Genomic DNA, 12961 nt, shown 5'->3' with positions numbered 1-12961 from the left:
TAAAACAATATCTTTTGCTGATTCTTTTGGCCATTCTTGGGCAGAGCCTTTCTGCACAAGACAAGGGTGCGATAGGTATTATCAAGAAGGCTGAAAGGCAGACAAAAGGTCGCATCGGCGTGGAGATACGTCGCTGCCGGGACGATAGCCTTTTCGTATCCAATCGCGGAAACGAACAGTTTTGTCCGGCTTCTCTGGTCAAGCTCGTAACCTCTGCATCCATTTTGCGCCTGAAGGGACTCGAAATGCCATTTTATACCAAAGTAGGAATTGATGGCAAAATTCGAAAAGGGATTCTGGATGGTAACCTCATCATTAAAGGAGGAGGCGATCCTTCTCTTGCATCCAACTATTTACCGACTGACTCCGGTCGATTTGCCTATGCTCTGGTCGATGCCATGAAGCAATGGGGTATAAAAGAAATAACAGGGGATATTATCATCGATGCATCGGCTTTTGACCGTGAGGGAGTCAATGAGAGTTGGCTTGATGAGGACAAGGGCAACTATTTCGGAGCCGGCGTCTATGGATTTAACATCAATGATAACAGAATAGACATCATCCTTGCTACAGGCAAAGCAGGTTCGGAAGCTCGTATTTTGAGAATAGAGCCTCCTCATCCGGAAGTCCGGTGGGAAAACAGAATCAAGGTGATCCGCCGAGGGAGGGATACGGCCGGATGCTATGGCGAAGGGCTGAATCTCAAGCGAACACTTACGGGGGTACTTCCGACAAATATTGCTTCCTATCGTCTCAAGACGGATTTACCCGACCCTGCTCTATACGGAGCAGCATGGGCCAAAGGCTTATTATCGGCTGCGGGTACTTTGTGCCAAGGAGAGAGCCGCGCTTCGTACCAAGCTGTACCGATCACTCAAGAATTATTGATCTACGAATCTCTTCCATTGGATTCATTGGTACGAGTAATGAATTTTCGTAGTCTGAACCATTTTGCAGAAGCTTTTGTGAAACAATTAGCTCCCCTTGCATCGAAAAACCATCGGGGCAATACTACAGAGCGAGGTTTGTCCGTTGTCCAAAACTATTGGGCTTCCCAAACAGGATTGCAGCATACGGACATTTCTCTCTCGGATGGATCCGGTCTCTCCCGTAGAAACCACTTTAGCCCGAATGCGCTCAGCCAAATACTGATCGATATGATCAGTCGTGGCGATCTTGTTACCGCTTCGTTCATGAACAGCCTACCTCTTGCCGGAAGAGAGGGTACAGTGAAGAGCTTCATGAAGGACGAAGCAATAGAGGCATACCTCAAGAGTGGTAGTATGCGGGGTATTTTAGGTTATGCCGGCTATGTGCGATTCCAAGGGGAATGGTACAGTGTTGTTTTGATTGGCAATGATTTTTCTTCTTCCACACCTGTTCGTCGTGCATTTTCGGATTTCCTTCTCTCTTTCTTCTCTTCCGCTGCCTCTACTAAGGAAGCCCGACCAAGGGAGAAATAAACAACACCTTATTTCTTCTTAATTCCTATTGCCTGATCTCATGCCAATTTTATGTGGGAATGATTGCCGGTAACAAGCATATATAGCTCTCTATAGGTATTCCATTCGCTTTTTTCTTGTATCTCGATACTACTTCCCTCGAATACTTATTGCCCAAAATTTCTTTGCAATCCCTTTAATACATTAGAAAACCAACGAGTTAACTCCATAGGATAGAAACGCGAGAAAAAATTCATATACCTATATGTTGGTACATCCAGTTTTCTTTCTACCTTTGTTTCAGAAAAGCGATACGATAAACAAGATTTGTCTTACCATAAAACTATTACAAAACTATGGCTTACGTTATTAATGACAGTTGTGTAGCATGCGGATCATGCATCGATGAATGTCCGGTATCAGCTATCTCTGAAGGTAGCATCTATAAAATCGATGCAGACACATGTATTGATTGTGGCACTTGCGCTGCAGCATGCCCTTCTGAAGCTATCCATCCTGCCGAATAATTTCAGGTTAGGTTAGAAACAGAGACAGATACGGCCGCTCTTTCATATGAAGGGGTGGCCTTTTTGTATGTATAGATATGCTGAAAACGATCAAGTCGGCAGATTCATGGAAGACAGGGGTAAATCCTTAATCGGTCATAGCCCAAAACGGTGTCGAGCCAAGATGGAATTAACCGCCTCAGTGGCTACCAACATTTTTCAGTACACGTCAATGCTCTTTTAACGCATGTCAAAACTACTAGTAGTTTCGAGCAAAACTACTAGTAGTTTTGGAAGAATCTACTAGTAGTTTCAGCGAAATCTACTAGTAGTTTTTGAAAGAAGCTATGGAAGCTCCGAGAGGAAGGCATAATCGCCCGTCCTATTTCATCCTCTTTGAGAGAACTTACGTCTCTTTATAAAATGGACGAAAGGCTATACCAGACTAAGACCGAGACGAGTCCGAAGCTCATCAAAAAGAGGATTCTCCTGATTAAGGCGTTCGATCTTTTCGTCCAAAGAGACAGGCACACGGTTCAGAGACGTAGCTTCGGATACGCGGACACTCATTTGTATGGTCGTATTATGCAACTTATCCGCAAGGAAACTCAGCAAACGAGCCGAAACGTTGTTGATCTCCTCTTCTTGGCTGCTATTGAGTACCTCCACGTCGAAAGCGGAGGTTCCGGGTCGGAGCTTAGGAAGGCAGTTTGCCATCGTCTTTTTCAGATGGATCTCTTCCGAGAGTTTCGTTTCGGCAAATTCGATCCAAGCCAGTTGTAACTGCTCTTCATCGAATGATTCGGTCATTTCTGTCCGAATCTCCTGTTTGTCATTTTGGAGTTGTTCCTGCTTACTGCGGATTCCTCTCAATGTAAACCGACCTTCGGATCCTACAATAGGTGTTGCCATCGGGCGCGTTGGAGGTACCACTTTGGTCTGTACAGGCTTGTCTTCGGTGACGGTCGGAGCGGAAGTTTCAGGTTGCGGTTGCTGCGCATCGACACTTGGTGTGGGCGGATCAGAAGGTTGAGAAGGAGCAGGGGATGGCTGCACTTTGGCCGGAGCCGGCTGAGGAGGTACTGATCCGCTCGCCACAGGATTCGCCTGCTGCGTCGCATGGGTTGCGGGCTGAGCAGTCAGCCCCTTGCTGAATAAAGCTGCGATATTCATCAGCGACAACTCCAACAGCAGGCGTTTGCCATTGCTCTGGCGATACTGCTGGTCACAGGCATTCAGTATCTTGAGCGATTGGTACAAGAAAGAAGTGGGGCAACGTGCTGCCATATCCACATATCGCTGTATGACTACTTCGGACTGCTCCAACAGCGGCAGAGTAGAAGCATCCTGAGCCATCATCAAATCGCGGAAGAAAGAAGCCAATCCGCTCACGATTACCTGTCCGTCGAATCCCTTGGCAAGCAGTTCGTCCAGCACGATCAATACGGATCTGTAATCCCCCTGCAGAAAGAAATCCGTCAGACGGAAATAATAATCGTAGTCGAGGATATTCAGATTCTCTATCGTATTGGCATAGGTAATATTGCCTTCCGAGAAACGGGCAATGCGGTCGAAGAGCGAAAGAGCATCGCGCATTCCTCCATCGGCTTTTGTCGCTATTATTGCCAAAGCTTCGGCTTCGGCTTTTATCCCCTCGCTGTCCGCCACATACCGCAAATGTTGCTCTATTCGGGCTGGTGGTATTCGTTTGAAGTCGAATATCTGACAACGCGAGAGAATAGTAGGCAGGATCTTGTGCTTCTCTGTGGTCGCCAATATAAAGATCACATAAGAAGGCGGTTCTTCGAGAGTCTTCAGGAAAGCATTGAAGGCTTGCTGCGAGAGCATGTGTACCTCGTCGATGATGTAGATCTTGTATTTTCCGATCTGTGGCGGCACATTGGCCTGCTCTATCAAGAGACGAATATCATCTACCGAATTGTTCGAAGCAGCATCCAGTTCATATATATTCATGGATCGCTGCTCATCGAAAGCCTTGCAGGACTCGCATCGTCCGCAAGCTTCTCCATCGGGCAACCGCTCCAGACAGTTGATGGCACGGGCAAAGATGCGTGCACAAGAGGTTTTTCCCACCCCACGCGGGCCACAAAAGAGATAGGCATGAGCGGTTTTTTGCTGTACGATGGAGCTTTTGAGTGTAGCGGACAATGCCTCCTGACCGACCATCGAGGCAAAAGAATCGGGGCGATATTTGAGTGCAGATACGATATATTTCGTTTCCATGAGCCGAGCCTGTTTGCTTAGGAAACAAAGGTAAACTAAAAAGAAGCAGCAGAGGCTATACCGGAGAGTGAACTCTCGCGACATAGCCTCCACAATGCTTTTAGTCAGAAACTCTGCGGGGATCAATGCAGAGCACAACCCTTACACTTCTCCCTTATCTGAGTAAAGAAATCATTGCCCTTGTCGTCTACCAGAATAAAGGCAGGGAAGTCCTCCACTTCGATCTTCCAGATAGCCTCCATTCCCAGCTCGGGATATTCCAGACACTCCACTTTCTTGATGCTGTCCTGAGCCAGAATGGCTGCAGGGCCGCCGACGCTGCCGAGGTAGAATCCGCCGTACTTCTTACATGCATCCGTCACTTGCTGTGAGCGGTTGCCTTTGGCTATCATCACCATACTGCCCCCGTACGATTGGAAAAGATCCACATAGCTATCCATACGGCCTGCCGTCGTAGGCCCGAACGAACCACTCGGCATGCCTTTCGGCGTCTTGGCCGGACCGGCATAATAGATGGGATGATTCTTGACATAGTCGGGCAAACCCTCGCCACGGTCGATACGCTCTTTCAGTTTGGCGTGAGCAATATCACGTCCGACGATGATCGTACCGCTGAGGGACAAACGGGTGGAAACGGGATATTGCGACAGCTCTTTCAGAATCTCAGGCATCGGACGATTCAGATCGACCTTGACTACCGTGCCCTCTGTACCCTCACGCATGGATTCAGGGATGAGACGTGCCGGATTGGTCTCCATCTTTTCAATCCAGATACCGTCTTTATTGATCTTTGCTTTGATATTACGGTCTGCCGAACAACTGACACCCATACCTACGGGACAGCTCGCTCCATGTCGGGGCAGGCGGATGATGCGCACATCGTGAGCGAAGTACTTACCGCCAAACTGAGCACCCAAGCCCAAGCGATGCGAAGCCTCCAGCACCTCCTTCTCCAGCTCGATGTCGCGGAAAGCACGCCCGCCTTCGTTGCCCGAAGTCGGCAGATTGTCGTAGTACTTGGCCGAAGCCAGCTTAACGGTCTTGAGGTTCGCTTCGGCCGATGTGCCACCGATCACGAATGCGATGTGATACGGAGGACAGGCAGCCGTACCCAAAGAACTCATCTTCTCCACGAGGAAGTTCACCAGCGTCTTGGGGTTGAGCAGTGCTTTCGTTTCCTGATAGAGATACGTCTTATTGGCCGACCCTCCTCCTTTGGCTATGCAGAGAAAGTCATACTCCATTCCGTCCACGGCCATCAGGTCGATCTGAGCCGGCAGGTTGCACCCCGTATTCACCTCCTTATACATGTCCAAAGGAGCATTCTGCGAATAGCGCAGGTTCTCCTGTGTATAGGTATCATAGACACCATGCGAGAGCTGTTCTTCGTCATGACCGCCCGTCCAGACCTGCTGTCCCTTCTTGCCGAGGATGATAGCCGTGCCCGTATCCTGACAGAACGGGAGCTGTCCTTTGGCCGAAACTTCCGAATTGCGCAGGAAAGTCAGAGCCACGAATTTGTCATTTTCGCTGGCTTCCGGATCGGATAGGATCCGAGCCACCTGCTGCTGATGCTCCGGTCGCAAATAGAAAGCAATGTCATGAAAAGCCGTCCGTGCAAGCAAACGCAGGGCTTCCGGCTCCACTCTCAGGACATCATGATCGCCAAACTTGTCCACGGACACATACTCCTTCGTCAGCAAATAATACTCTGTCGTATCATCCCCCATAGGGAAGGGCTTCTGATACTTAAATTCTGGAGTTGCCATAGTAATCGTAACTGTTGTTATTAAAGTGATAATCGGTTCTTTTTTCAGTCTCTCATCGAGGACATTTCCTTATCGATGCATTTGGAGTATTTCCTCTGCGGAGGTATTGGCTATTTCCCTGAGACAAGGGAGACAGAGACAGTCGTGATAATGTCGTCGGAGGAATTCGAAGTGATGCGATTGCAGTTGTACCGTCCTACAGTCGCATCGCATATCGGGAAGATCATGACCGCATAGAAAGCCTCTCCCACAACGGGGACAGACTTTCCGGCGGTAGTTTCCCGATAGATTCAGGTTCATATCACAGCAGGCATACCGGCCAACGATCGCTTGTATCCATCCACCAGATCAGCCATGATCTCGGCCACTGTCTCCGCATGACGTATCTGCGATGCTGCTTGGCCTATCTCCAATTCGCCCTCGTGCAGGTCGCCTTCGAAGATACCCTGCTTGGCACGACCACGACCGAGTAGCTCGCGTAGCTCTTCCACGGAAGCACCACGCTGCTCGGCAGCGAATACATCCTGATAGAATTTGTTCTTCAGCAGCCGCGTAGGCGATACAGCCTTGAGCGAAAGCATCGTATCTCCCTCCACAGACTGGCGGCAATGCGCTTTGAAGTCTTCATGAGCGGAGCTTTCTTCACTCAGAGCAAAACGCGTGCCCACCTGTACGGCATCCGCACCCAAGGCCAAAGCAGCGGCAACTGCACGGCCGGAAGCAATCCCTCCGGCAGCAACCACAGGAATGCTCACGGCATCCACCACTTCGGGTATCAGGCAGAGGGTCGTAGTCTCCTCCCGTCCATTATGTCCGCCGGCTTCGAATCCTTCGGCTACGATGGCATCTACACCGGCAGCCTCCGATTTGCGAGCGAATGTGGCACTGCTCACTACATGTATTACCTTGCTACCGGCAGCTTTCAGCTTGGGTGTCCATACCTTCGGACTGCCGGCTGACGTTACCACTACGGGCACATGCTCCCTCATGATGATCTCCATGATCTTGTCCATCTCGGGATAGAGAAGAGGTACGTTCACACCGAAAGGCTTGTCTGTAGCAGCTTTACAAGAACGGATGTGGTGTTCCAGATTGTCCGGATGCATGGATCCCGCACCTATAAGTCCCAAACCACCGCAGTTGCTCACAGCAGAAGCCAGTCTCCAACCGCTGCACCATACCATTCCTCCCGATATGATCGGATGCTCGATACCCAATAATTCGCAAATTCTATTCATTTCTTATTCTTCTTATTTTGTATTGTATCTGTTGTTCTATTGCACTTCGGTTCGTATAGTCTTATCCTTATTCAAACCGACGCACCTTGTAAGAGTACAACCGTACTCACATCTTTCAGGTTCTTGCACCGGCACACAATATTATGAGACGTACAGGAAAGCCCAACTACATGAAAAGCGGCAATTCACGGATATGCCTTTTACAATTCTGTTTCAGATATAAATCTCGACCATAATCACAAAAATAGGAACAAAAGCCGACTTCTACACCCTGCTGTTTCGATGCCGAGGGGAAAGGAACTTCCCCGATGCGATATACCCTACATCCAAGCAGACGACACGCAGGCAGAAGCGAAGAATACGGTATAGGCGGCAAACAGTCTTTTTCGCTTCCCTCTCGCGACTTTCTAAGATCTCATGTGGTTCGTAAAATCAGACAAATGACGTTGCAAAAAACGTGGCGCGAGAAAATTTTCGGTTTGGCTCGGGAATTGAAAAAAAGTCGCGCCGGAACGAAAAACTTCTCAGACGTGTTTTTCAAAATCCACGAACCGCAATTCGGTCGTTTTTGGTTCCAGAAACAGGAGAGCACGGACAAAGAAGAGTGACAGTTTTCCCGTTCATGAAACAGAGAGAAGAGATCTGGGATTGCTTCCATTCATCTAAAAAGGGACTCAAAACTTAACTGAAAAGTGAAATGGATAGGGCACAAAAATTCGTACTTTTGTCAGGATTCAAAGCAAACAAAACCCGTAAACAACAATTCCCCTTTACGAGGGGAGCAGAGTTTTTTCAGATGGCTACAAAACAACGCAAAGGGAGCAGAAGCTCCGGACGAAATACATCCTCCACAAATAGAAGAAAAGAGGGCAACTTTCTACGCCGCATATTCATCACCCCCATACGGGATACTTTCAGCCGCGACAAGGTCGGCTTCGTCTTCGGAGCCATACTGCTGGCCATCGCACTCTATACGGCTATAGCCATAGGTTCGTTCTTCGTACATGGGGGAGTGGATCAGAGCGTGGTGCGGGATGCACCGGTCAGCGACATCCTCCTCGGTCGCGCCCCTGTGGCCAACCTGTGCGGTATCCGTGGTGCAGTATGGGCGGAATGGCTGATGAACGGGCTATTCGGATTCGGAACGCTCTTCCTCCTTTTCTACGTTTTTTCGTTGTCGCTGAAGCTCATGGGCGTTGTCAAGCGCGTATCGATCGTAAAACGACTGATATTCTGCGGTGTGATGACCTTTTGGACGAGCCTTGCAACCGCATTCATCTACAAACTTTCAGGTCTCGAAGGTTTTCTTCGTTGGGGAGGTATGCACGGTCAGGAATGGACACTGTTTCTCGAACGCAATATAGGTAAGGCCGGCCTGATCATAGTTCTGCTCGTCCTTGCCGTCATCATAGCGGTAGTGGTACGCAGTGAATGTATGGGTTTCTTCCGCCGTTTGCTGGGACTAAGCTGGATCTCTATCCCCAAACTGCCGAAGAGGGAGAAGAAAAACAATCATGACGAGTCCGGGGACGAGCAGTTCGGCAATGGCTACGACAGGGGCGAAAGCGAGAATCTCTCGGGCTATCTCAACAATTCGGAATACGAAGACAGCCCCGAGAGTGAAAATGCCGATGAACCGGATGATTATATTCCGGCTCATAAGAAAGAAGAGGAAAATGATTCTTCGCAGTCCATACAGGTGGGATCGATGACTGTGGAACTGGCTCAAGAGGAAGAAAAGGCGGACGAAGCTCTGCTGGCGGAAACCAAAACGGATCCCAGAATGGACTTGGCTTCATACAAGTTCCCTCCTGTCGATCTGCTTACCCAGTACGACCTGCAGCAACCCCCGATCGACATGAACGAGATAGAAGAGAACCAGAAGCGAATTATCGCCACGCTGGACAGCTTCAAGATTCATGTGACACCGATCAAGGCTACAGTAGGCCCGACGGTAACGCTCTATGAGGTTGCACCGGATTCGGGTATCAAAATCAGTCGCATTCGCAACCTGGAGGACGACATCGCCATGAGTCTCAAAGCTGTAGGAGGTATCCGTATCATCGCGCCGATGCCGGGCAAAGGGACGATCGGTATAGAAGTGCCCAACCGAAAGCCACAGACCGTAAGCATGTACTCGGTCTTGACTTCCAAGAAATACCAAGAGTCCGACATGGATCTGCCCGTGGCACTCGGCAAGACGATCACGAATGAAGTGTTCATCTTCGACCTTTGCAAGATGCCTCACCTCCTGATAGCAGGTGCTACGGGACAGGGGAAATCCGTGGGTCTGAACGCCATGATCACCTCTCTCCTGTACAAGAAGCATCCGGCCGAACTGAAGTTCGTACTCGTAGACCCAAAGATGCTGGAGTTCGCTGTCTACGAAGCTATCGAGCGTCACTATTTGGCCAAGCTCCCCGACGAGGACAGAGCCATCGTGACGGATATGACCAAGGTGGTACCCACTCTGAACTCTCTCTGCATCGAAATGGACAATCGCTACCGCATGCTGACGGAAGCACGAGTGAGGAACATCAAGGAATACAACGATCAGATTATCAGTGGCAAGCTCAGCCGCTTGCACGGTCATAAATTTCTGCCCTATATCGTACTGATCGTCGATGAGTTTGCCGATCTGATCATGACATCGGGCAAAGAGGTAGAGCGTCCGATCACCCGCATCGCCCAGAAAGCACGTGCCGCAGGTATTCACATGGTGGTAGCCACCCAGCGACCCTCCACTGACATTATCACCGGTATTATCAAAGCGAACTTTCCGGCACGTATCGCCTTCAAAGTATTCTCCATGATCGACTCCCGAACCATTCTGGACCAACCGGGAGCCAATCAGCTCGTCGGCCGTGGAGATATGCTTTTCTATCAGGGAAAAGACACGGTACGTCTGCAATGCGCTTTCCTCGATACGCCGGAGTGCGAGGCCGTCACCCACCACATTTCGCTTCAGGAAAGTTACACTTCGGCTTATGAGCTGCCGGAGTATGTGCCCGAAGGCGAAGAGGGAGGACTGAAGGCCTTCAATCCGCAGGAGAAAGATCCTCTCTTTGAAGAAGTAGCCCGCATGGTGGTAAACTCACAACAGGGATCCACCTCTAATATCCAGAGAAAGTTCAATATCGGCTACAACCGTGCAGGGCGATTGATGGACCAACTGGAAGGTGCCGGTATCGTTTCGCCGCAGGACGGTAGCAAACCGAGGCAGGTATTGATCCAAGATGAAATGAGTCTGGAACGCTTGTTCGAAACACTCCGATAATCCGAAAGAAACAATGAAGACATCCTTGCACCGGATCCGGATGTTCCGGATCCTCTTTCTGCTCCTTTTCATTCCCGCCACGGGTTTGGCCCAACGCACAGTACAAGGCGAACTCCAAGCAGCAGCCAAGCACCTTGCCAACCCCGATGGGACGCGAATCGACTTTCAGGCAGAGACCATAGCTCCCAATGACATGGGTTCATCACCCCTCTCTTCCGGTAGCCTCATCCTCAAAGGCAATCAGTTTCGTCTCGGCTTCGGCTCTATCACAGCCGTATTCGATGGCCAAAAAACGCTCTCTTACTACGATGCATCCGAGAATACGCTCAACATCTCCCACCCGACGAATGCGGAATTGGCTATGATCAACCCACTGATCATCCTCACCCGATCCGAAGCCGGCTATCGCACAGCCATGCTGCCTCCGACGAAAGGGGGGAACGTAATCGGCCTCACGCCCAAAACGGCTAACGGGATCAAACGAATCGAGCTACAGGTCAGCACCCAAGGCTCACGCCCGACCGGTGCCATGATTATTCTGGAAGATGGGACAAGGATCGTGACAAAAATCACCGGTATCAGTCCGACAAAAGCATCTTCCGAACTGTTCCGACTTGCCAAAAAAGACTACCCCAACGTAGAAGTCATCGATCTCAGATAATAAAACTCCTGCTAAGCCCGTTTTCCTGTTGGAACAAAGAGATCATCAACAAACGAAAAATCCATGAATCGAACAGTGAAAACCCTGGGAATCTTTCTTATCGGTATGCTGACCTTCCTTGTCGGGGCAGCGGAAAACTCTACGAAATCGCTCGTTGGGACGTGCTGGAGGAGGCACCTTTCTCCCGAAGAAATCAATCTGTCGGCAGACAACGTCAGCCCTTCTTTCAAAGCCTATATGGAGCTGGCATTCAACGAAGGGAACAAAGCCATGCTCACCATCCGAATAGAAGGAATGGGAACAAAACCGGCGGAATCGAAAGAGGAAATCTACTACGAATGCAACGGCAACGATGAGGTTATCATCATTACCAAACGAGACGGAGGCGTAGAGGATAGAGAGAAAGCAGCCATCAGCTGGATGGACGAAACGATGAAGTTAGTCACCGAAGGAGAAGAACAGATCTTCAAGCTCATCAGGAAAAAGTAATCCTCCGCTACCCCACTATCTCTTCCGTTCGGAATGGAAGCAGAAAGGGAAAGAGGATATGCCCCATGCATTTCGGTGCCGGCATATCCTCTTTTCTATTGCAGCTATCACTGCCGGCGAAACGGCGTTCTCGGTCAGTCTAACCTGCGAGAGCCATCACCGATAACCACATTGTACACCTTGGGTTCGCGGCCGAATCGCTCCTTGAATCTCTTCTTGGCATTCTCGATGAAGAGATCGTAGAGTTCTTTCTTCACGAGGTTGATCGTACAACCTCCAAATCCGCCACCCATAACGCGCGAACCGGTCACGCCACAATCCCGGGCTATGCCGTTGAGGAAGTCGAGCTCTTCGCAGCTCACCTCATAGAGACGACTCATACCATCATGCGTCTCGTACATTTTCTGCCCTACGGTTTCGTAGTCGTCACGCTCCAGAGCATCGCACACATCGAGCACTCGCTGCACTTCTTCGATAACGTACTCGGCACGCATATAATCCTCGGCAGAGACTTCGCCCTTCACCTCTTCCAGCATACTCATGGAAGCATCTCGCAGGAACTCCACTTCGGGATGTTTTTTCTTAATCTCCTTGACCACGTTTTCGCAGGACTCTCTCCTTTTATTATACGCAGAGGAAGCAAGCTCATGCTTTACGACCGAATCCAAAAGCACCAGCCTGTAGCCTTGGGGATGGAATGGGAAGTAGCGGTGTTCGAGGGTCTTGCAGTCCAAACGGATAAGATGGTCTTTCTTCCCGAAAAGGCTGGCAAACTGATCCATGATACCGCACTTCACGCCCACGTACTTATGCTCCGTAGCCTGACCGACCTTGGCTAATTCGAATTTGTCGATCCTGCCGTTGCCGAAGAGTTCGTTCAGGGCAAAAGCATAGGTGCTTTCCAAGGCTGCCGAAGAGGACATGCCGGCTCCGAGCGGAATATCTCCGGAGAAGGCCGTATTGAATCCCTTTACCTCCACGCCTCGGGCTATCATCTCGCGACAGACGCCATAGATATACTTGGCCCAAGTGGCACGGGGAGCATCGTCCGGCCCGAGCCCGAACTCCACATAGTCCTTGAGGTCGATCGAATATGCCCTTACCTTGTCCGATCCATTCGGCTTTATTTCGGCCATGACGCCCTTGTCTATAGCACCGGGGAAGACGAAACCTCCGTTGTAGTCCGTGTGTTCGCCGATCAGATTGATGCGCCCCGGAGAGGTGAAGATCTGACCCGTAGATCCGTCAAAGTGCTTGATGAATCTACTCCTTACGAAGTCTAATTCCATAATTTCTGCTTGTTTATGTTTGGGTTGGTATAAAATCCTTGTGAGA

At 49.9% G+C, this 12961-nt stretch carries 12 protein-coding genes; 6 read left to right on the top strand and 6 right to left on the bottom strand.

Translation table 11 applies throughout. The annotated features are described in order from the left end of the window. Window positions 1-14: 14 nt before the first annotated feature. Complete coding sequence (gene dacB, locus HQ49_RS03435; RefSeq protein WP_235290050.1) at window positions 15-1463, top strand: D-alanyl-D-alanine carboxypeptidase/D-alanyl-D-alanine endopeptidase; 1449 nt, start codon at window positions 15-17, stop codon at window positions 1461-1463. A gap of 335 nt (window positions 1464-1798) precedes the next feature. Continuing rightward, window positions 1799-1969 carry a DUF362 domain-containing protein gene (locus HQ49_RS10650; protein ID WP_010956309.1) on the top strand — a complete coding sequence of 57 codons (171 nt, stop codon included), beginning with the start codon at window positions 1799-1801 and terminating at the stop codon, window positions 1967-1969. Between the two features lie 414 nt (window positions 1970-2383). On the opposite strand, the gene HQ49_RS03430 is transcribed toward HQ49_RS10650, so the two are convergent. The 5 genes from HQ49_RS03430 to HQ49_RS12585 all read right to left on the bottom strand — a co-directional run bounded on the left by HQ49_RS03430 (window position 2384) and on the right by HQ49_RS12585 (window position 7740). Then, on the bottom strand, window positions 2384-4192 hold the full coding sequence (locus HQ49_RS03430) for a DNA polymerase III subunit gamma/tau (RefSeq protein WP_039418464.1): 1809 nt from the start codon (window positions 4190-4192) through the stop codon (window positions 2384-2386). Window positions 4193-4314: 122 nt separating this feature from the next. After that, window positions 4315-5961 carry a fumarate hydratase gene (locus tag HQ49_RS03425; RefSeq protein WP_052073431.1) on the bottom strand — a complete coding sequence of 549 codons (1647 nt, stop codon included), beginning with the start codon at window positions 5959-5961 and terminating at the stop codon, window positions 4315-4317. A 69-nt stretch (window positions 5962-6030) separates the two neighbouring features. After that, window positions 6031-6174 (bottom strand): cysteine-rich CWC family protein, encoded by a 144-nt coding sequence (locus HQ49_RS12590; RefSeq protein ID WP_394331884.1) that lies wholly within the window; start codon window positions 6172-6174, stop codon window positions 6031-6033. 83 nt (window positions 6175-6257) lie between these two features. Further along, the gene (locus HQ49_RS03420) at window positions 6258-7199 is read right to left on the bottom strand and encodes an NAD(P)H-dependent flavin oxidoreductase (protein WP_026292310.1); all 942 of its coding nucleotides are present in this window, start codon (window positions 7197-7199) and stop codon (window positions 6258-6260) included. A 415-nt stretch (window positions 7200-7614) separates the two neighbouring features. After that, a complete protein-coding gene (locus tag HQ49_RS12585; RefSeq protein WP_369684604.1) occupies window positions 7615-7740 on the bottom strand; it encodes a DUF1661 domain-containing protein in 126 nt (41 codons plus the stop codon). Here HQ49_RS12585 and HQ49_RS12580 point away from each other — a divergent pair. The 4 genes from HQ49_RS12580 (at window position 7691) to HQ49_RS03405 (ending at window position 11626) form a co-directional block, all read left to right on the top strand. Beyond that, on the top strand, window positions 7691-7807 hold the full coding sequence (locus HQ49_RS12580) for a DUF1661 domain-containing protein (protein ID WP_394331883.1): 117 nt from the start codon (window positions 7691-7693) through the stop codon (window positions 7805-7807). The genes HQ49_RS12585 and HQ49_RS12580 overlap by 50 nt on opposite strands. Window positions 7808-7995: 188 nt before the next feature. Beyond that, the gene (locus HQ49_RS03415) at window positions 7996-10476 is read left to right on the top strand and encodes an FtsK/SpoIIIE family DNA translocase (protein WP_039418462.1); all 2481 of its coding nucleotides are present in this window, start codon (window positions 7996-7998) and stop codon (window positions 10474-10476) included. A 13-nt stretch (window positions 10477-10489) separates the two neighbouring features. Beyond that, window positions 10490-11137: a LolA family protein gene (locus HQ49_RS03410; protein ID WP_018965699.1), complete on the top strand. Its 648-nt coding sequence runs from the start codon at window positions 10490-10492 to the stop codon at window positions 11135-11137. Between the two features lie 63 nt (window positions 11138-11200). After that, window positions 11201-11626 carry a hypothetical protein gene (locus HQ49_RS03405; protein ID WP_039418461.1) on the top strand — a complete coding sequence of 142 codons (426 nt, stop codon included), beginning with the start codon at window positions 11201-11203 and terminating at the stop codon, window positions 11624-11626. A 134-nt stretch (window positions 11627-11760) separates the two neighbouring features. Here HQ49_RS03405 and galK read toward each other — a convergent pair whose 3' ends face one another. Beyond that, window positions 11761-12915, bottom strand: coding sequence for a galactokinase (gene galK / locus HQ49_RS03400; protein ID WP_039418460.1), 1155 nt, complete (start codon window positions 12913-12915; stop codon window positions 11761-11763). Window positions 12916-12961: the final 46 nt, after the last annotated feature.

The sequence above is a fragment of the Porphyromonas gulae genome (assembly GCF_000765945.1).
GTDB lineage: Bacteria > Bacteroidota > Bacteroidia > Bacteroidales > Porphyromonadaceae > Porphyromonas > Porphyromonas gulae.
This window is presented reverse-complemented; position numbering and strand designations above follow the sequence as displayed.

Coding starts and splice junctions, on each gene's coding strand:
- HQ49_RS10650 (WP_010956309.1), top strand. CDS start 1,799: ATGGCTTACGTTATTAATGACAGTTGTGTAGCATGCGGATCATGCATC.
- HQ49_RS03430 (WP_039418464.1), bottom strand. CDS start 4,192: ATGGAAACGAAATATATCGTATCTGCACTCAAATATCGCCCCGATTCT.
- HQ49_RS03425 (WP_052073431.1), bottom strand. CDS start 5,961: ATGGCAACTCCAGAATTTAAGTATCAGAAGCCCTTCCCTATGGGGGAT.
- HQ49_RS12590 (WP_394331884.1), bottom strand. CDS start 6,174: ATGCGATGCGACTGTAGGACGGTACAACTGCAATCGCATCACTTCGAA.
- HQ49_RS03420 (WP_026292310.1), bottom strand. CDS start 7,199: ATGAATAGAATTTGCGAATTATTGGGTATCGAGCATCCGATCATATCG.
- HQ49_RS03415 (WP_039418462.1), top strand. CDS start 7,996: ATGGCTACAAAACAACGCAAAGGGAGCAGAAGCTCCGGACGAAATACA.
- HQ49_RS03410 (WP_018965699.1), top strand. CDS start 10,490: ATGAAGACATCCTTGCACCGGATCCGGATGTTCCGGATCCTCTTTCTG.
- HQ49_RS03405 (WP_039418461.1), top strand. CDS start 11,201: ATGAATCGAACAGTGAAAACCCTGGGAATCTTTCTTATCGGTATGCTG.
- galK (WP_039418460.1), bottom strand. CDS start 12,915: ATGGAATTAGACTTCGTAAGGAGTAGATTCATCAAGCACTTTGACGGA.